The organism is Mammaliicoccus sp. P-M58 (genome assembly GCF_022386165.1).
Taxonomy (GTDB): Bacteria; Bacillota; Bacilli; order Staphylococcales; family Staphylococcaceae; genus Mammaliicoccus; species Mammaliicoccus sciuri.
Window position 1 is genome coordinate 194,383 of record NZ_JAJNJI010000001.1, and the last position, 20,895, is coordinate 215,277.

Genomic DNA, 20,895 nt, shown 5'->3' on the forward strand with positions numbered 1-20,895 from the left:
TACTACACCTCTTATTTTCTAAAAAAATATTATTAATTCATTTTATCATTTTTTGTACACTTTGAGTAATTAGAAAGGTTGATTCCAAATGAAAAACGAACCATTAGCTTATAGAATGCGTCCTCAAACGATAGATGATGTTATAAGCCAAGAACATTTAGTCGGTCCAAAAGCCATTATTAGAAGAATGGTTAACACTAAAAAGTTAACTTCTATGATTTTTTATGGACCACCGGGAATTGGAAAAACGAGTATCGCCCAAGCTATCGCCGGGAGTACTCAATATAAATTTAGACAACTTAATGCTGTCACTAACACTAAAAAGGATATGCAACTTGTCGTTGAAGAAGCCAAAATGTCTGGGCAAGTTATACTTTTACTAGACGAAATTCATCGTTTAGATAAAGCTAAACAAGATTTCTTATTACCACATTTAGAATCTGGCAAAATCGTACTGATTGGTGCAACGACATCAAACCCATATCATGCTATCAATCCAGCTATACGGAGCAGAACGCAAATCTTTGAACTATATCCTCTAAATGAAGATGATATAATAATTGCTTTAAACAGAGCAATTGAAGATGAAGACAATGGATTAGCCCCATATGCCCCTATTGTAGACAAAGACGCTTTAGAATATTTCGCAAAAGCAAGTTACGGTGATGTGAGAAGTGCATTAAATGCGCTAGAACTCGCTGTATTAAGCGCTGATGTTCAAGATGATAAACGTCATGTCACAATGGAAGATGCGCAAGTTTGTATTCAAAAGAATGCATTCCAACACGATAAAGATGGTGATCAACATTATGATGTTATGAGTGCATTCCAAAAATCCATTAGAGGTAGTGACGTTGACGCAGCGCTTCATTATCTTGCTAGATTAATTGAAGCGGGAGATTTACCTACTATTGCGAGACGCCTTCTTGTGATTAGCTATGAAGACATCGGTTTAGCTTCTCCGGGTGCTGCAGCTAGAACATTATCAGCTATTGAAGCGAGTGAACGTCTTGGCTTTCCAGAAGCACGTATACCATTAAGCCAAGCAGTTATCGAACTTTGCTTATCACCTAAATCTAATTCAGCTATTGTATCTATTGATGAAGCTCTATCAGACATTAGAAAAGGTAAAGCTGGTTTAGTTCCGAAACATTTGAAAGATGGACACTATCAAGGTGCAAAAGAATTAGGAAATGCAATTGGTTATAAATATCCTCATAATTATGAAAATGGTTATGTTGAACAACAATATTTACCTGATACTTTAAAAGGTAAACAATATTATCAACCTAAGCTTACATCTAAATCCGAACAAAAATTAGCAGAAATATATAGCAACTTAAAAAAATGAGGCTGGACGTATCCAGTCTCATTTTTATTATCAAAGCTGCTCACTATTTATCTTTGATTCTTTTTACTGGGATATCTTTCAAAATATCATTCACAACATAGCTTGCACAAATTAAACCAACAACACTTGGTACAAAAGCATTCGATGATGGTGGCATTTGTGCCTTTCTAACTTTCGCGTTTTTATCTCCTACAACTTCTTTTACATCTTCTCTTATCATAATAGGACTTTCATCACTAAATACAACATTAATACCTTTATGAATGCCCATTTTTCTTAATTTTAGACGTATTATTTTTGCCATAGGATCTGTATGTGTTTTAGAAATATCAGCTATTTCAAATTTAGTAGGGTCTGTTTTGTTTGCAGCACCCATACTTGAGATAACATCGATACCTCTTTCTAAACATTCTTTCATAAGATGAACTTTATACATGATTGTATCACTAGCATCTACAAAATAATCAATGTCGTATTCATTAAATAAAGCTTCGTAAGTTTCTTCAGTATAGAACATATGCAATGAAGTGACTTTACAATCAGGATTAATTAATTTAATACGCTCTTCCATTAAATCTACTTTTGATTGACCAATTGTTGTTGTTAAAGCATGTAATTGTCTATTTACATTTGTGATATCTACATCATCTTTATCTATTAATATGATATGACCAATATTAGTTCTCGCTAATGCTTCAGCAGCAAATGAACCTACACCGCCTACACCTAGGACAACTACTGTTTTACTTTTTAATAAATCTAAGCCTTCTTTACCAATCGCTAATTCATTTCTTGAAAATTGATGCTTCATCATTATTTACTCCTTTACACAAAAATACGCAAGACATAAAGTCTTGCGTACCGATAGAATCCAATTGTGCCGTAATATTAAGTGCTAGATCATTTTGGCCTGCTATATACAGGTGGGTGCCCTGTTTCTTATTTTGCATGTCCTCCTTACGAGGCGTATGCGCTATTAAGAAAACCAATTAGGCTCCCTTGATCAAAAGTGTTAGGTCAAAATATAAAAAGCTTATTACGAACACTTCAGATGACTACCTTATAAATTTATTTTATCATAATTCTTCTAAATAACAAGTATTTATACTTTTAATTATTTTTCATCTAAATCAAGTTGCAAATGTAATTCATGTAACTGACTGTTAGATACTTCACTTGGCGCATCTGTTAATAGACAAGAAGCACTTGCTGTTTTAGGGAATGCAATTGTATCTCTTAAGTTTGTTCTTCCTGACAATAACATAACTAATCTATCTAAACCTAAAGCAATTCCGCCATGTGGTGGTGCACCATATTTGAACGCTTCAATTAAGAATCCAAATTGTTCTTGTGCTTGTTCTTCTGTAAATCCAAGCGCTTTAAACATTTTTTCTTGAAGTTCTGATTTATGAATTCTAATAGATCCTCCACCTAATTCAAAGCCATTTAAAACGATATCGTATGCATTGGCTTCAACATTTGTTGGATCAGTTTCAAGCATTTCTTCATGCTCTTTTTTAGGTGCAGTAAATGGATGGTGCGCTGCAACATAACGTTCTGACTCTTCATCGTATTCAAATAATGGCCAATCTGTTACCCATAAGAAATTATATTTATTTGGATCAATTAAACCACGATCTTTACCAAGTTTATTTCTTAACTGCGCTAAACTTGCTGCTACGACATCTTTTTTATCTGCTACAAATAATACTAAGTCTCCTGCTTTAGCTTCAGTTTGGTTTAATAATTCAGCAGTAATATCTTCATCAAAGAATTTGCTAATTGGACCGTTTAAGCCTTCTTCTGTTACTTTAACCCAAGCTAAACCTTTAGCACCATAAATACTTGCAAATGATTGTAATTGGTCGATATCTTTTCTAGAGTAGTCAGACGCACCATCTTCAACAACGATTGCTTTAACTTCTCCACCATTTTCAACTGCAGATTTAAATACTTTAAAGTCCATTTTTGAAGCAAGTTCTGATAAGTTAATCAGTTCCATACCAAATCTTGTATCTGGCTTATCAATTCCGTATCTTTCCATTGCTTCAGCGTATGTCATACGTGGAAATGGCGTTGTAATATCAATACCTTTTACATCTTTCATGATGCGTTTCATAAGACCTTCATTCATTTTGATAACGTCTTCTTGATCAACAAAGCTCATTTCGATATCGATTTGCGTAAATTCAGGTTGTCTATCCGCTCTTAAATCTTCGTCTCTAAAACATTTTACGATTTGATAGTATTTATCAAATCCACCAATCATTAATAATTGTTTAAATATTTGTGGAGATTGAGGTAAAGCATAGAACTCTCCATCATGTACACGAGATGGTACTAAATAGTCTCTTGCACCTTCTGGCGTTGATTTAGTTAATACAGGTGTTTCTACTTCGTAAAACTCACCTTCATCTAAGTAATTTCTTACTGCACGAGTAATTTGATGTCTCATTTTAAATGTTTGAGCTAAACTTTCTCTTCTTAAGTCGATATAACGATATTTTAATCTTACATTTTCGTCAATATCATTCATATCTGTTATAGAAAAAGGCGGTGTTTCAGATTCATTTAAAATTGTAATTTCAGAAACTTGTACTTCGACTTTACCAGTCTTGATTTTGTCATTAATTGATTTTTCATCTCTTTTAGTTACTAAACCTTTAACTTGAATGACATATTCAGAACGGATTTTCTCAGCAACACTTAAAGCTTCTTGAGAGAAATCTGGGTTAAAAACGATTTGTACAACGCCTTCGCGGTCACGTAAATCAACAAATATTAAACCACCTAAGTCACGTCTTTTTTGTACCCAACCATTTAAAGTAACCGTTTGACCAATATATTCTTCAGTTATTTTACCAGCATATGTTGTTCTTTTTTCCATTATGATTCCACCTTTAAATAATTCTCTAATTCTGATAATGAAACAAGTGTCTTTTCACCAGTTTCCATATTCTTAACTTCTACTTCTTGTTTTTCTAATTCATTTTCACCTAATACAATCGTGTATCTCGCATTTAATCTATCCGCTTGTTTCATTTGACCTTTTAATTTACGTTGTAAATAGTCTTTATCACAACTAATACCAGCCATTCTTAATTGATTGATTAATTGAACTGAAAGTCTATCCGCTTCTTCACCCATTGTCGCGATAAATAAGTCGATTGAATCTTCTTCTTCGATTTCAATACCTTCAGCTTCAAGTGCTAGTAGCAAACGTTCAATACTTAATGCAAAACCTATACCTGTTTCTTTTGGACCATCAAGTAATTCTAGTAAGCCGTTATATCTACCGCCACCACATAAAGTAGTAATAGCACCAAATCCTTCAGCATTACTCATCACTTCGAATGCTGTGTGAGTGTAATAATCTAAACCACGCACTAAATTCGTATCTATTTCATACTCGATACCAAGTTCGTCTAATAAACTTTTAACTTCTTCGAAATATTGTTTAGAATAGTCATTTAAGTATTCCGTAATTTTAGGTGCATTTTTAACAGCTTCTTTATCACGGTCTACTTTACAATCCAATATACGCATTGGATTTGTGTGTAATCTACTTTGACAATCGCTACAGAAAGTATCAATTACTGGTTCAAAATGCGCTTGTAATGCTTTCGTGTAATCAGCTCTTGATTCTGCATCACCAATACTATTGATGACTAATTTTAAGTCTTTCAATCCGAAAGATTTGTAAATGTGTACGAGCATTGAAATAATTTCAACATCAATAGAAGGATTTTCTGATCCAATCGCTTCTACACCAAATTGAACAAATTGACGATAACGCCCTTTTTGTTTTCTTTCATATCGGAACATTGGACCATTGTAATAAAGCTTTACAGGTTGATTTGGTTCACCTTGCATTTTGTTTTCGATGTAACTTCTAACAACACCTGCAGTACCTTCAGGTCGTAATGTAATGCTTCTATCACCTTTATCTTTAAAAGTGTACATTTCTTTTTGTACAACATCTGTTGAATCACCAACACCTCTACTAAAAAGTTCAGTACTTTCAAATATTGGTGTTCTAATTTCTTTATAATTATATATTCTCATTAACTCATGTAATTTGTTCTCAATGTATTGCCATTTATAAGTATCTTTTGGTAATAAATCTTGTGTACCACGTGGTATATTAATCATAATATTTCCTCCTTTAAAATATAAAAAGTCCCTTGTATGCATATACATACAAGGGACGAATTATCCGTGTTGCCACCCTAATTAGTATTTAATGATTCATTAAATACTCACTTAACAACATTGTAACGGATGTTAACCGATCTTATTTTCGTAAGATTCCCTCTTCTTGTGTTCAAAAGTATACGCAGTATTCATATAACTTTCAGCAAATGTTATACTCTCTGTTTCCTACTATAACGGTATACTATTCAAGAATAAACGGTATATAATCTATTTCATAATTTATATTAATATTAACCCCATAATCTGTAGTAGTCAATATCTAATTTGAAAAGTAAACTTTCAAACCGTCAACAATCCCTGTTTCTACAATGTGTCTATATTTTCTATCAACAATTAAATCTTCATCTGTAGGGTTACTAACATAACCTAACTCTAACAATACGGCAGGCATTTTAGTTTGACGAATCACTTGGAAGTTTTCGTTTCGTACGCCTCTATCAGATAGTATGGATTTTTGATTAATTGATGTTTGTAACGTATCTGCAAATTCTTTTTGAGAATCATGATGATAATAAACTGTTAAACCATGTGGTGCTGATGAATCTAATGCATCATTATGGATACTAATAAAGACATCTCCATCACCTTGTCTATCTTTTAATTTAACATATTCATCTTTTGTTCTCGTCATTTTTACTTTAGCGCCTTCAGCTTCAAGCATTTCTTTAAGTTCTTTTGCAGTTTTTAATGTAATGACTTTTTCGGTTACATCTTTATGTTTTGAACTCGATGCACCTTGGTCACTTCCACCATGACCAGGGTCTAAAATAATCACTTTTCCTTTTAATGGTTTTAATACTGGATTAACATCTTCTTTAATATCAAGATTTGTATGCCAACCAGCAATCCAGCCTTTTTCATTTTGATCATTTTTAACTTCGAACCATTTTCCTTCTCTATCTGTTATATCAAAACTATCTCCCTTTTTTACATCAAAGATAATAGGATAATAAGCGGCAGGGCCAGTTCTTAACTCACCATCTTCTTTCATAGATAATGTTTTAGGTTCGTCCTCTTTAGGAATCAATAAATAAATTATAATGATTAACAAAACAATCAGTAAAATGGCAACACTGATGACAGGAACAGGCTTTATTCTCCTCTTTTTAAACCATAAATTAATTCGGTTCATTGAATGTTACCATCCTTACTTTCGAATATAATCGTAATTGGTCCATCATTGATTAATGACACATCCATATGTGCGCCAAATTCTCCTGTTTTCACATTAATGTTATAAGAATCTAACTGTTCATTAAAATATTCATATATCTTTAATGCTTCATCTGGGCTTTTAGCATTCGTAAACCCAGGTCTATTCCCTTTTTTTACTGAAGCATATATTGTAAATTGAGATATCGATAAGATTTCACCACCGACTTGGTGTATATCTAAATTCATTTTACCTTCTTGATCTTCAAAAATTCTTGTCTTTGCTATTTTCTTAGCGATAACATCTGCATCTGCATAAGTAGATTCTTGTCCAACACCGACTAATAATAAGAATCCTTGTTTAATTTCATTTTGAGTATTTTCAGATGTCACTTTAGCTTGGTTTACTTTTTGTAGAACAACTTTCAAAAAAATTCACCTCTTAATTCCATACACGACTTACTGTATAAATATCGCCTAATTGTTTAATTCGATCAACAATTCTATATACGTCATTCACATTTTTAACCATTACGCTAATGTTAATAACAGCATTTTTATCTATATCAGCTTTACCTGAAACTTTTACTAATTGAACTTTAATTGCATTCACAACTTGGAGTACTTCGTTTAATAAACCATTTCTGTCGTAACCCGTAATTTCTAAGTCCACTTGATAATTTTTTTGTTCATTTGTATTTTTAACCCATTCAACATCGATTAATCGTTCGTTTTCGTTAACGATGTTCGGACAATCTTTACGATGAACTTTAACGCCATGACCTTTTGTAATATAACCAATGATTTCATCACCAGGTATTGGATTACAACATTTTGAAAGTTTAATAAGCATGTTATCTAAACCTTCGACATAGACACCAGTATCTGTTCTAATATCTTGTTTAATTGGAATAGATTTATTAACTTCTTGCACTTGGTTAAGCGATTGTTTCTTACGTTCAAGTCTTAACTTTTCTGTAAGTCTGTTAACAGCTTGTAACGCAGTTATGCCACCAAAACCAACTGCAGCATATAAATCATCTTCATTTGAAAAATTATATTTTTCGTTTACAAGTTTAATGTTTTCAGCATTTAATACTTCATCAACATTGTAGCCGTGCTCTTTAATTTCCGCTTCAATCATGAATTTACCTTTTTCAATGTTGGCAGAACGGTCTTGTTTCTTGAAGAAACTGCGGATTTTACTTTTCGCACTTGAAGAGCGGACGATTTTCAACCAATCTCGACTTGGTCCGTATGAATGTTTACTCGTTCTAATCTCGACAATATCGCCAGTAGATAACTTATAATCAATAGGAACGATTTTACCATTAACTTTCGCACCAATCATTTTATTACCTACTTCACTGTGCACAGCGTAAGCAAAATCAATTGGAACTGCTCCATATGGTAATTCAACAACATCACTTTCAGGTGTAAAGACATACACTTTATCACTTTGAAGGTCATATTTTAAAGATTCCATAAATTCTTCTGCATCAGGTGAAGTATTGTCAGTTTCAGCTATTTCTTGTAGCCAACTCATTTTTTGTAAATATTCTTCTGATTTATTGCTTAAATTTTTACCTTCTTTATATGCCCAGTGTGCGGCAACCCCATGTTCTGCAATTTCATGCATTTCAAATGTTCTAATTTGAATCTCTAAAGGATCTCCATTTGGACCAACGACTGTAGTATGCAGCGATTGATACATATTCTGTTTAGGCATCGCTATGTAATCTTTAAATCGACCAGGCATTGGTTTCCATAATGTATGGACAAGACCTAGCACAGCATAACAATCTTTGATTGAAGGGACAATCACTCTTATTGCAAGTAAGTCAAAAATTTGTTCGAATTGTTTTTTCTGTTTGACCATTTTTCTATAAATACTATAGATATGTTTAGGTCTACCACTTATGTCGCCAGAAATATTCATAACTTCCATTTCAGACTCTATATCTTTAATCGCATTCGCAATATATGTTTCTCGTTCACTTCTTTTCTTTTTCATCAGATTAACAATTCTAAAATATTGAACACTATCAATATATCTTAATGAAATGTCTTCAAGTTCCCACTTAATTGTATTGATACCTAATCTATGCGCAAGTGGTGCATAGATTTCTAACGTTTCTTTAGCAATACGTTTTTGCTTTTCTTTAGGCATCGCTTTTAAAGTACGAACATTATGTAATCTATCTGCTAATTTAACTAATATAACTCGGACATCTTTAGCAATCGCAATAAATAATTTTCTATGATTTTCAGCTTGTTGCGTTTCTTTAGATTTATATTTAACTTTTTTTAATTTTGTAACACCATCTACAATTATGGCTACTTCTTCATTAAACATTTCTACCAAATCATCATACGTATAAGGTGTATCCTCAATTACATCATGAAGGAATCCAGCAACTATAGTTGGACCATCCAATTTCATTTCGGTTAAAATACCCGCTACCTGAATAGGATGCATGATATATGGCAAATTATTTTTTCTAATTTGTCCTTGATGTGCTTTAAAAGCCAAATCATAACTCTTTTCTACTAAACGATATGCATCTTCAGATAAGTAACTTTTAGCTTTATATAAAACATCATCAGCACTGTATGGATATTCTTTATTCATAGGGACACCACCTCTTCATATAAAATTCTCTTGAATATTACTATTATAGCAATTTTCAATAGTAATATGCCACCGTTAATTATAATAATTAAAAATAAAATAGCCACAAAGTGACTATTTTATTCATCGTATGAAATTAACGAAACAACATCGTAACCTTTTAATTTTTCAATGCCGTTTAAATATTTAAGTTCAATTAAAAATGCGATACCCACTACAATTCCACCTAATGATTCTACTAAGTGAATTGCCGCTTCAATTGTACCACCTGTTGCTAATAAATCATCTGTAATCAATACACGTTGACCAGGTTTGATTGCATCTTTGTGCATTGTTAACACATTTGATCCATACTCAAGATCATATTCATAACGAATCACTTCACGAGGTAATTTTCCTTCTTTACGTACTGGTGCAAAACCAATACCCATTGCATATGACACAGGACAACCAATAATAAACCCTCTTGCTTCTGGTCCTACTACGACATCAACTTGTTTGTCTTGAGCATATTGTACGATTTGGTCAGTGGCATATTTGTATGCTTCACCATTATCCATAATTGTCGTGATATCTTTAAAGTTAACACCTTGTTTTGGCCAATCTTGTACTTCTGAAACGTATTGTTTTAAATCCATTATACTTCCTCCTCAACATCACTTAACAATGAATGTATCCAACTGATTAATGATTGGCTATCATTGTACAACAATGTCTTTTCTATTTCTATTTGTTGTTTTCTTGCTTGATATAACGGTGCGTTTTGTATGTCATTTTTTCCCGCATCTTTATTTATTTTAATTATACCATGATTCATTGTAATAAATTTTAACTCATAAAAGCAATTTAAAATGAATTTCAATTGATCAGGTTTAATTTTTAAAGTTTCACATAATTTCATACCATCATTTTGTATATTGGTTGATTGGTTCATATATAACGCTTTATATGCTTGCTTGAACTTTTCATCACTTGGAATGCCTTCAAAGTATGAATTAGTTTGTCCTTTAAATACGAGATAATATTTCTCGGCTTTGATATTAGATAAAGTTTGTTTAAAGGTTTCTAAATCTTGCGGTAAATCCCTCAGCACGCATGTTTCTATTTCATTTGGATATGCTTCACCATAATGTATATATTGCTCATTTATTTTCTCGGATGACGGGTTAATCACAAACAATGCATTGTCTTGATCAATTTTTAACAACTCATGTTTATTTTTACTTCTATAATCAAAAATAGCATGGTCATTACTCAATGCTAAATCTTTAAGAATAATTTGTGGAGATTGATGTCCGTTCCATTCATTAACATTTAAACTACCTGCAACATTGATTGTCGTATCATTTGAAATATTATGAACTAGATGTCCAGCATTCCAATGTAATGCTGCAATATTTTTGTCTGTTAATGTTAATTTAAGATGTTTATTACCTTGTCCGATACCTTTAACAGATTTGACTTGAACATTATTGATTGAAAATAGCGGTGCTAATAAATCCGTACCAAAAGGTCTTAATCTTTCTAAATCAAATATGTTATCTACCGTAATATCTGAAGTCTCTACTTCTGCATCAACGATTAACTGTGGTAATAATTTTTTACCTTCTGTTATTTGTTGCATATCTTCATTCAAAGCTTTCTTCAATGGTTCAATCGCGTCGATATCTAATGTCATACCAGCCGCCATATGATGACCACCGAATTTTCGAATCAAGTCACTATGATTTTGAAGGAATTCAAACATTGAAACTTGTTCTATACTTCTAGCAGAACCTTTCGCGTGATTTTGTTCAATATCCACATTTAATACAATTGTTGGTAAATGATACTTCTCAACTATTCTTGAAGCCACAATACCTAATACACCTTCATTCCAATCTTCTTTTGCAAGTATTAGAAATTGGGCATTTTGTTGCATTTCAATCTCAGCTAATTCCATTGCTTCATTAGTAATATTTTCAACAATCGCTTTTCGTTCTGTATTAAATTGGTCCACTTCTTCAGCAAGGAACATCGCTTCATCCTCATCATCGCTCATAAGCAATTCTCCAGCTAATCGGGCATCATCTAATCTACCAACTGCATTCAGACGAGGTCCGATAATAAAGCCGACTGTTTGTTCGCTCACTTCATCCGTATAATCAGCAACAGATAATAAACTTTTAATACCAGTTAAAGGTTGTTCATTCAATATGCGCAACCCTTGTTTAACCATATATCTATTTTCATCTGTTAAACTCACTAAGTCGGCAATCGTACCGATAGCAACTAAACCTAAGAACGCATCTGGTATATCTGCTTTAAGTGCTTTAGAAAGTTTATATGAAACACCCACTCCAGCTAAATATTTAAATGGATAATTAAAATCAGGGTGCATAGGGTGAACAATCGCATATGCATTAGGCTTTGTTTCGCCAAATTCATGATGGTCTGTCACAATCACATCAATACCAAGTTCGTTGGCAACATCAATTTCATGATGACCTTGAATACCATTATCCACTGTAATGATAAGAGACACACCTTCATCATGTGCATTTCTAAAAGCCGCTTCACTAGGTCCATATCCTTCAGTAAATCTATTAGGAATATACCAACCTACAGTAGCTCCCATAGACTCTAAAGTCTTGACGAGAATCGTTGTAGATGTAACACCATCTGCATCATAATCACCATATACTAATATTCTTTCATCATTTTCAATAGCTTTATGTATTCTCGAAGTTGCCTTTTCCATATCGCTTAGTAACATCGGATCGTGGAATAACACTTCATTAGATAATAAACTTTCAATTTGTTCTTCAGACGTATAGCCTTTTGAAATTAAAGTTTTTTCTAAAAGTGGCGAAATTTTATATTTTTTTATAATTTGCGGATCAATATTTTGATTGAGCTCTGATTTTTTCCATTGATAACAAGCTTTAGTCATATCAAATCTCCTCATTTCTACTCAAAACATTATACATGAAATATCATACTTTCTCTACTAAACAAATAAAACATAATTAAAGAGTATGTATGAATAAAAAGGCAGCTGTTAGTTACAATTCTCCCCACTTTTGTTACTATGGGCCGCCTTAGTTACAATTCCAGCGACTTTTGTTACCATGGGCACCCTTAGTTACATTTCCTCAGACTTTTGTAATCATGACCCCTAAGTTAAACCTTTATCATTTACTCTAAACAAAAAAGTACCTGCCCTTTTAATAAGGACAGGTACACGATTTATTAAACTAATATTTTTTCATCGTTAGATTTTTTCTCAGTATATACAACTAATTTACCATTTTCTGATTTTTTAAGTTGTCGTTTTTTCAAGATACCCCATAAAGGTACTGCGACGAATACTGATGAGAATACACCGGATACTAAACCAATTAATAGTGCTAATGAGAAGTTGAAGATACTTGATGAACCAAGTATTAATAATGCGACAACTACTATAACAACTGTTAATACGGTATTGATCGATCTTGTCATCGTTTGTCTAATAGATGAGTTAACAATCATATCAATTGTTTCTGGTTTCGTTATCACTTTCACTTTACGTAAATTTTCCCTTACGCGGTCAAATGTAACGATTGTGTCATTGATTGAATAACCAATTATTGTTAGAACCGCTGCAATGAATGTAATATCCACTTCGAGTCTGAATAAACTGAATACCGCTACAATCATAAACACGTCATGTAATAATGCAAGTACTGCAGTAGTACCCATTCTCCATTCGAATCTAAACGATACGTATAAAACAATTCCTAGTGCTGCATAAAGCATTGCTTTTAATGCATTTCCAGCTAACTCTTGACCAACAACTGGTGAAACCGTACTTACGTTTGGATCATGACCCAATGATTTACCAAAGTCAGATTTAACTTTTTGTATTTCAGATTTGTTTAAGGCATCTTTAAATTGAACAGTTGCCATTTTGTTACCAGTTCCACTTGTTGTAACTTGTGATGGTTCTAATCCCATATCTTTAAACTGTTTTGAAACTTGTTCAGTCTTAATAGCTTGATCGGATTGTAAGTCAACACGAGTACCACTTGTGAAATCAATACCTAAATTCAACCTGAATATCGATACAATGATGGCACCAACGATGATTGTAATAATACTAAATGTTAATAATGGTTTAGCAAGTTTTACGAAATTAATTTTATCATAGACTGTTCTTAAATCATGAACGTCTAATCTTTCACTAATATCATGTCTATCTTTCTTAGAAACACCAAACCAATTATATTTTTTCTTGAAGTAGTTTGAGTTTACTAATAATGCTAATAATATTCTTGTGAAGAATACTGAAGTTACGAAACTCATGAGAATCGCAAGTAATAACATTGTTGCGAAACCTTTTACTGAACTTTCACCAAATACGAATAATACAAGCGCTGCTAAAATTGTTGTTAAGTTAGCATCTAATATCGTAATAAATGAAGAACCAGAACCTTTTTTGAAGGCTTGTTGTAAAGTCCTTCCTATCCGCAATTCATCTTTTATCCGTTCGTACATGATAATGTTAGCATCAACGGCCATACCTACACCTAATACTAAGGCAGCAAGTCCTGGCAATGTTAATACTCCTGAAATAAAGTTAAATGCTACTAATGTTAAGTAAACATAAGCACTTAATGTAATAACAGCTACTACACCAGGTAGCCGGTAGTAAATGAGCATGAATAAGAATATAATACCTACACCTATTGAAGAAGCAAGAACTGTTTCATCTAATGCATCTTTACCGAATTGTGCACCTACCGATGTAGAATACACTTCATCTAATTTAACAGGTAGTGAACCTGAATTTAATAAATCTGCAATTTGTTTTGCTTCTTTAACACCTTTTTCACCATTGAATCCACCAGAAATTTCAACATTTTCTGAATTGATTGGTTGGCTTACAGTTGCTGCAGAAATATATTTCGGCTCTTTACCTTCTTGTTCTTTCTTAGCTTCTTTCGCGTAACTGTCTCCTTTTTCATAGTCCATCCAAATGACCATTAAATTAGGATTCATTTTCGAAACTTTTTCAGTTACTTCTTTGAACTTTTTAGCATCTTTTAGTTTAAGTGTAACGGCTACTTCGTTTGTATTGTCTTTAAAGCCTTGCTTAGCGCCACCTTGAACTAAATCTTTACCAGATAGTAATACTCTATCCTTTGCATCTCTGATCGTTAAATTTGCTTGTGTAGAAAGTACTTCACGAGCTTCATTCTGGTCTTTAATACCAGCTAATTGAACTCGGATACGGTTACCTTCTTCAACTTGAATTTTCGGCTCAGAAACACCTAATACGTTTACACGTGATTCTAAAGTCTTTGCAGTGGATTTAACTGCGTCCGTATCAATCTTATCACCTTTGTCTAAAGGATTAACTTGATATAAAACTTCAAAACCACCTTGTAAGTCTAGACCTAAATTTACATTCTTTGTTATATCTTTTGTTGTTGATCCTATTAAACTAAAAACCAACACTGCAAGAAGTAAAAAGGCTATAATTCTACTCCGCTTTTTCACGATAACACCTCTTACATATTTTTAATTCACTATATATGTTATAGCATACATCAACTATAGTTGAATAGCCATAACATTCATGTATGAAAAAAAGACATGGATAACCATGTCTTTTAACATTAAATATGATACATAATATTAAACCAATTTCCTATAAAAGTAAACTGTTTTATGAAGGGTCTACTTGTTTAATAGCTGGTTTTTCAAATGTAATTTCGTGTCCTTTATCGTTAACAGAAACAACAACGATAGACTCATCTACTGCTCTAACAGTACCTTTAATACCGCCGATTGAAGTTACTTTTTGACCAACTTCTAAACGGTTTAATAATTCACGATGCTCTTTAGCACGCTTTTGTTGTGGTCTAATCATTAAGAACCAAACAAGCGCAAAAATTAAGATAATAGGTAATAATTGTACTAATACTTCCATATTCAATCTCCTTTAAAAGTTTTTGGGGTTATCTACATTTAGTCCATACTGCTCGAAAAACTCATCTTTGAAATCAAGTAATCGATCTTCTCTTATTGCTTGGCGAATGTTCTCCATAAGTTTTAATAAGAAATACAAATTATGATATGTAGTAAGACGAATTCCAAATGTTTCATCTGCTTTAATCAGATGACGCAAATATGCTTTAGTATAGTTTCTACATGTATAACAATCACATTCTGGATCAAGTGGTGATAAATCTTGCTGATATTTAGCATTTTTTATAACAACTCTACCTTGAGATGTCATACAAGTACCGTTTCTAGCTATACGTGTAGGTAATACGCAATCAAACATATCGATGCCCCTAATAGAACATTCGATTAATGCGTCTGGAGAACCAACTCCCATTAAATATCTTGGTTTATTAAATGGCATTAATGGCGCTGTATGTTCAACCATTCTGTACATGACAGGTTTAGGCTCACCAACAGACAAACCACCAATAGCATAGCCAGGAAAATCAAGTGAAACGAGGTCTTTAGCACTTTGCTCTCTAAGATCCTTATATTCTCCACCTTGGATAATACCAAATAAAGCTTGATCTTCAGGGCGACGATGAGCTTCTAGACATCTTTCCGCCCATCTTGATGTTCTCTCAATTGAATTTTTTACATATTCATATTCAGATGGCATTGGAGGACATTCATCAAACGCCATCATAATATCTGAACCAAGATCATTTTGAATATGCATCGCTTTTTCAGGACTTAAGAACAATTTAGAACCATTTAAATGATGTCTAAAATGTACACCTTCTTCTTCGATTTTTCTCATATCACTTAAACTGAATACTTGAAAACCTCCAGAATCAGTAAGTATAGGTCCATCCCAATTCATAAACTTATGTAATCCACCCACTTTAGAAATGATATCACTTCCAGGTTGTAACCACAAATGATAGGTATTACTAAGTATAATTTTTGCTTCCATTTGTTTAAGTTCTTCAGGGCTCATTGTCTTAACTGTTGCTTTAGTTCCAACAGGCATAAACATAGGCGTTTCAAATGAACCATGAGGTGTATGCACAATCCCGAGTCTTGCACCTGATTGCTTACAAGTCTTAATGTGCTCGTATGTTACTGCAGGCATAATGTTGCTCCTTTTCTATATTAAAATCATTGCATCTCCAAAACTAAAAAATCTATACTTTTCTTCAACTGCATGTTTATATGCATTTAAAATATGTTCTCTAGTTGATAGTGCGGATACCAACATGATGAGAGTTGATTTTGGTAAATGGAAATTGGTAATTAAACCATCTATCGCTTTAAACTCATATCCCGGATAAATAAATATGTCAGTCCAACCACTTGCTTCAACAAATTGATCATTTTTAGAACGAATTGTCTCTAGTGTTCTAGTAGACGTTGTACCTACAGATATTATTTTATGACCACTTGCTTTTACACGGTTTAATAATTCAGCCGTTTTAGCAGTCATTTGGTAGTATTCTGAATGCATTTCATGATCATCTATATTATCTACACTGACTGGTCTAAATGTACCTAAACCAACATGTAATGTAATAAAAGCAATGTGCACACCTTTATCAGCAATTTCTTGTAATAAATGTTCAGTGAAGTGTAAACCTGCTGTAGGCGCAGCTGCAGAGCCAACAGCTTTAGCATAAACTGTTTGATATCTATCTTGGTCGTCTAATCGTTCTTTAATATATGGTGGTAAAGGCATTTCACCAAGCTCATCTAATCTTTCTTGTAAAATCCCTTCGTATGAAAGTTTCATAATGCGTCCACCTTGATCAAGTTCTTTGACACAAGTCGCAATGATTTTACCTTCTCCAAATGAAACAGATTGACCAACTCTTATACGCTTAGCTGGTTTAATTAATACTTCCCATTCGTTATCTTCATGTTGCGTTAACATCAGCATTTCTACTTTTGCACCAGTTTCTTCTTTTAAGCCAAACAATCTTGCTGGCATGACTTTCGTATCATTTAATACTAAACAGTCACCTGGTGAAAGTTGATTGACAACTTCTTTAAACGTTAAATCTTCTAATTCACCTGTCGTTTTATTACATTTTAATAACCTACTGCTCTCTCTATCTAACAGTGGTGTTTGTGCAATTAATGATTCAGGTAAATCAAAATCGAAATCTTCAATATTCACAAACTTTGCCTCTTTCCTAATTCTTTTTAATGTCGAAGTGATCATAACTTAAAGCAGTGGCACGACGACCTCTTGGCGTTCTTTCTATAAATCCTTTTTGGATGAGATAAGGTTCATAAACGTCTTCAAGTGTTACACGTTCTTCACCTATCGTGGCTGCTATCGCATCTAATCCAACTGGACCACCTTTATAATTATTCAGGATACAGTGCATAATTTTATAATCTATATGGTCGAGTCCTTCTTCATCTACTTGTAGTAAATCTAAAGCATGCTTTGTAATATCCATAGAAATAGCTTCGTCACCTTCTACTTGAGCAAAGTCACGCACTCTACGTAATAAACGATTGGCTATACGAGGTGTTCCTCTACTACGTTTCGATAATTCAACTGTACTATTTTGGTCAATATCTACTTCAAATACTTCAGCAGTACGTTTTATAATTTCTTGCAAACTATGATCATCGTAATATTCTAATCTAAGATGCACACCGAAACGGTCTCTCAAAGGTGCTGAGAGGCTCCCTACACGCGTTGTAGCACCTACTAGCGTAAACGGTGGTAAATCAATTCTAATACTTCTAGCTTCTTCACCTTTACCAACAACGATATCTAAGAAGAAATCTTCCATAGCAGGGTATAACACTTCTTCAACGACTCTGCTTAATCGGTGTATCTCATCAATGAAAAGTACATCCCCAGGTTGTAACGCAGAAAGTATGGCTGCTAAATCGCCAGGTCTTTCAATTGAAGGCCCACTTGCAGTTCTTAAATTAACATTCATCTCATTAGATATAATATGAGCTAAAGTCGTCTTCCCTAAACCAGGTGGACCATAAAGTAAACAATGATCTAAAGGTTCTTCCCTTAACTTAGCAGCTTTAATAAATATATCTAAGTTTGATTTAATATTATGTTGACCAATATATTGATTTAAAGTATCTGGTCTTAATGAAAGTTCACTTTGGATATCATCTTCGTGACCATGTTCATCCATTAATCGCTCATCCAAAAAATCACCTCATTTACTGAATAAGTAATGCTAAACCTCTTTTAACACAAGCATCTACTGAATCAAATGATTCTTTTTCTAGGTTCTTCTTAACTTTTGTAATTTCTCGTTTAGAGTAACCTAATGCTTCTAAAGCTAACAATGCTTCTTCTAATACATCTTGACTGGCATCTTTAGTTTCTGGGAACAACTCAGACTCTTCAGTGATGATTAATTTCCCTTTCAAATCAAGAATAATTTGTCTTGCTGTTTTTTTACCGATACCAGGGAACTTTGTCAAATATGATTCATTCTCATTTTCTATAGCAATTGCAACTTCATTAGGCGTACTTGTCGCTAAAATTGCTAAAGCTGACTTCGGTCCAATACCTGTCACTTTAATTAAGCTTAAAAACATATCCTTTTCTTCAAGATTCACAAATCCATATAATAATTGGGCATCTTCACGCACAATTAATTGTGTATATACTTGTGTTTCTTTATCTAATTGAGATTGAAAACGATATGAGTTAGGTGTTTGAATTTCATAACCAATACCATTTGCCTCTACAACGATATGAGAAGGATATAATTGTGAAACGATTCCTTTAATATATGCATACATTTAAACAACTTCCTTTACATACTCATTCCAATAACTTCTACTTCATCAACATACGGACTTTCTTTAATTGCATCCATTAACTCTTCTAATGATAACTCAATATTTGCAGCATTAAGAGAAATTGTAATCGTTGCTCTATCCTTTATTGGTAGACTTTGATGAATGGTAAGAACAGAACCATTCACTTCAGCAATTTTATTCAAGACAGTAGCAAGCATACCAACTTCATCTTGCACATATAAAATTAATGTAATATTTTTGGTCTGTTCTTCTAATCTATCAATTGGAAATATTGTATCTTTATATTTATAAAAAGCACTTCTAGATAAATTAAATTCTTTAACTGCATCATAAATCGTTAAATTATTATTTTTTAATAATGCATTTTTAACTTTGATTGTCTTTTGCACTGACTCTGGTAAAACATCTTCTCGGATTAAATAAAACCTTTTTGTTGATTCATTTGATTTTTTCAATTGGAACACGCCCTATTCGACAAATTCAAATTCTCCACCTAAAATTCTTACAATATCACCATTTGATGCACCACGTTCTCTTAAGGCATCATCAATACCCATTGAACGCATTTGTCTTGCAAATCTTCTAACTGCAGCATCACGATTGAAGTCCGTCATTTTGAATAACCTTTCAATCGAATTACCTGATACAACATATGCACCGTCGTCATCTCTCGTAATAACAAAATGATCTCGTGATTTCTCGTGTTTATATACAACACGATGTACGCCAGTTTCTTCTTCGACTGAATCGAAGTCCATTCCTTCAGTTTCATCTAATAAATCAGCAATTTGATAAAGTAGTTTATCAACGTTATGACGTGTAACTGTACTAATAGGAATTATATTAACATCTTCTTGAAGTTGTTCTTTGAACATTTCTAATTGTGTTTCTGAATCTGGTAAATCCATTTTATTCGCAACGACAATTTGTGGTCTTCTAGAAAGATTTTCGTTGTATGATTTTAATTCTTGATTAATTGTAACATAATCTTCATATGGGTCTCTGCCTTCCATACCACTCATATCAATTATGTGAACAATCACTCTTGTACGTTCAATATGTCTTAAGAATTGATGTCCTAAACCAACACCTTCAGAAGCACCTTCTATTAAACCTGGTAAATCTGCCATTACAAATCCTCTACCATCATTCGTTTGGACAACACCTAAATTAGGTTTAATTGTTGTAAAATGATAAGCACCGATTTTTGGCTTAGCTTTAGAAACGATAGATAATAATGTTGATTTACCAACGCTCGGATAACCAACTAAACCTACATCTGCCATAAGTTTAAGTTCTAACATGACTTCAAGTTCTTCACCAGGTTCACCATTTTCACAGAAATCTGGTGCTGGATTACTTGCTGAAGCAAATCTTGAGTTACCTCTACCACCACGGCCACCTTTAGCAACTGTAGCGCGTTGACCATGTTCAACAAGGTCTGCTAAAATCTCTTCATTTTCAGCATTTTTAATAATTGTACCAGGTGGTACTTTTAATACTAAGTCGTCTGCTCCACGACCGTGCATATTACTACTTTGTCCATTTTCACCTTTATCAGCTTTAAATTTTCTTTGGAATCTAAAGTCTAATAAAGTACGTAAACCTTCATCTACCTCAAATACGACTGAAGCACCTTTACCACCGTCGCCACCTGCTGGTCCACCAAATGGAACATACTTTTCACGACGAAAAGCTACTAAACCGTTTCCGCCATCACCGGCTTTTAACGATATTTTGACCTGATCTATAAACATGT

Annotated in this window: 17 protein-coding genes and 1 other RNA gene; 1 reads left to right on the forward strand and 17 read right to left on the reverse strand. The window is 33.2% G+C overall.

Annotated features, from left to right (window positions below):
• Positions 1-88: 88 nt before the first annotated feature.
• Positions 89-1,351, forward strand: a complete 1,263-nt coding sequence (locus LQ694_RS01010; protein ID WP_058611669.1) for a replication-associated recombination protein A — start codon at positions 89-91, stop codon at positions 1,349-1,351.
• 43 nt (positions 1,352-1,394) lie between these two features.
• On the opposite strand, the gene LQ694_RS01015 is transcribed toward LQ694_RS01010, so the two are convergent.
• The 17 genes from LQ694_RS01015 to obgE all read right to left on the reverse strand — a co-directional run bounded on the left by LQ694_RS01015 (position 1,395) and on the right by obgE (position 20,893).
• Complete coding sequence (locus LQ694_RS01015; protein WP_048539653.1) at positions 1,395-2,162, reverse strand: tRNA threonylcarbamoyladenosine dehydratase; 768 nt, start codon at positions 2,160-2,162, stop codon at positions 1,395-1,397.
• Between the two features lie 53 nt (positions 2,163-2,215).
• A non-coding RNA gene (gene ssrS, locus LQ694_RS01020) (6S RNA) lies at positions 2,216-2,408 on the reverse strand.
• A 57-nt stretch (positions 2,409-2,465) separates the two neighbouring features.
• A complete protein-coding gene (aspS, locus tag LQ694_RS01025; RefSeq protein ID WP_058611670.1) occupies positions 2,466-4,238 on the reverse strand; it encodes an aspartate--tRNA ligase in 1,773 nt (590 codons plus the stop codon).
• Complete coding sequence (gene hisS / locus LQ694_RS01030) at positions 4,238-5,503, reverse strand: histidine--tRNA ligase (RefSeq protein ID WP_058592086.1); 1,266 nt, start codon at positions 5,501-5,503, stop codon at positions 4,238-4,240. The genes aspS and hisS overlap by 1 nt, the downstream gene beginning before the upstream one ends.
• A gap of 322 nt (positions 5,504-5,825) precedes the next feature.
• Positions 5,826-6,698 (reverse strand): N-acetylmuramoyl-L-alanine amidase family protein, encoded by an 873-nt coding sequence (locus LQ694_RS01035; RefSeq protein ID WP_231493088.1) that lies wholly within the window; start codon positions 6,696-6,698, stop codon positions 5,826-5,828.
• The gene (gene dtd, locus LQ694_RS01040) at positions 6,695-7,147 is read right to left on the reverse strand and encodes a D-aminoacyl-tRNA deacylase (RefSeq protein ID WP_065381232.1); all 453 of its coding nucleotides are present in this window, start codon (positions 7,145-7,147) and stop codon (positions 6,695-6,697) included. Before dtd ends, LQ694_RS01035 begins: the two co-directional genes overlap by 4 nt.
• A gap of 13 nt (positions 7,148-7,160) precedes the next feature.
• On the reverse strand, positions 7,161-9,350 hold the full coding sequence (locus LQ694_RS01045; protein ID WP_025904255.1) for a RelA/SpoT family protein: 2,190 nt from the start codon (positions 9,348-9,350) through the stop codon (positions 7,161-7,163).
• A 119-nt stretch (positions 9,351-9,469) separates the two neighbouring features.
• On the reverse strand, positions 9,470-9,988 hold the full coding sequence (locus tag LQ694_RS01050; RefSeq protein ID WP_025904256.1) for an adenine phosphoribosyltransferase: 519 nt from the start codon (positions 9,986-9,988) through the stop codon (positions 9,470-9,472).
• Entirely contained in the window at positions 9,988-12,282 is a 2,295-nt protein-coding gene (gene recJ, locus LQ694_RS01055; RefSeq protein WP_218697422.1) for a single-stranded-DNA-specific exonuclease RecJ, read from the reverse strand. Before recJ ends, LQ694_RS01050 begins: the two co-directional genes overlap by 1 nt.
• Before the next feature lie 299 nt (positions 12,283-12,581).
• A complete protein-coding gene (secDF, locus tag LQ694_RS01060; RefSeq protein ID WP_049318706.1) occupies positions 12,582-14,873 on the reverse strand; it encodes a protein translocase subunit SecDF in 2,292 nt (763 codons plus the stop codon).
• A gap of 169 nt (positions 14,874-15,042) precedes the next feature.
• The gene (gene yajC, locus LQ694_RS01065; protein WP_025904259.1) at positions 15,043-15,306 is read right to left on the reverse strand and encodes a preprotein translocase subunit YajC; all 264 of its coding nucleotides are present in this window, start codon (positions 15,304-15,306) and stop codon (positions 15,043-15,045) included.
• Positions 15,307-15,318: 12 nt separating this feature from the next.
• Entirely contained in the window at positions 15,319-16,458 is a 1,140-nt protein-coding gene (tgt, locus tag LQ694_RS01070) for a tRNA guanosine(34) transglycosylase Tgt (RefSeq protein ID WP_048539646.1), read from the reverse strand.
• Between the two features lie 15 nt (positions 16,459-16,473).
• Positions 16,474-17,499 carry a tRNA preQ1(34) S-adenosylmethionine ribosyltransferase-isomerase QueA gene (gene queA, locus LQ694_RS01075; RefSeq protein ID WP_196968313.1) on the reverse strand — a complete coding sequence of 342 codons (1,026 nt, stop codon included), beginning with the start codon at positions 17,497-17,499 and terminating at the stop codon, positions 16,474-16,476.
• 16 nt (positions 17,500-17,515) lie between these two features.
• Positions 17,516-18,496, reverse strand: a complete 981-nt coding sequence (gene ruvB, locus LQ694_RS01080) for a Holliday junction branch migration DNA helicase RuvB (RefSeq protein WP_369919393.1) — start codon at positions 18,494-18,496, stop codon at positions 17,516-17,518.
• A gap of 28 nt (positions 18,497-18,524) precedes the next feature.
• Positions 18,525-19,115, reverse strand: a complete 591-nt coding sequence (ruvA, locus tag LQ694_RS01085; RefSeq protein ID WP_096791845.1) for a Holliday junction branch migration protein RuvA — start codon at positions 19,113-19,115, stop codon at positions 18,525-18,527.
• Between the two features lie 14 nt (positions 19,116-19,129).
• The gene (locus LQ694_RS01090; protein ID WP_049319401.1) at positions 19,130-19,591 is read right to left on the reverse strand and encodes an ACT domain-containing protein; all 462 of its coding nucleotides are present in this window, start codon (positions 19,589-19,591) and stop codon (positions 19,130-19,132) included.
• Positions 19,592-19,603: 12 nt separating this feature from the next.
• Positions 19,604-20,893, reverse strand: a complete 1,290-nt coding sequence (gene obgE, locus LQ694_RS01095; protein WP_025904265.1) for a GTPase ObgE — start codon at positions 20,891-20,893, stop codon at positions 19,604-19,606.
• Positions 20,894-20,895 lie beyond the last annotated feature (2 nt).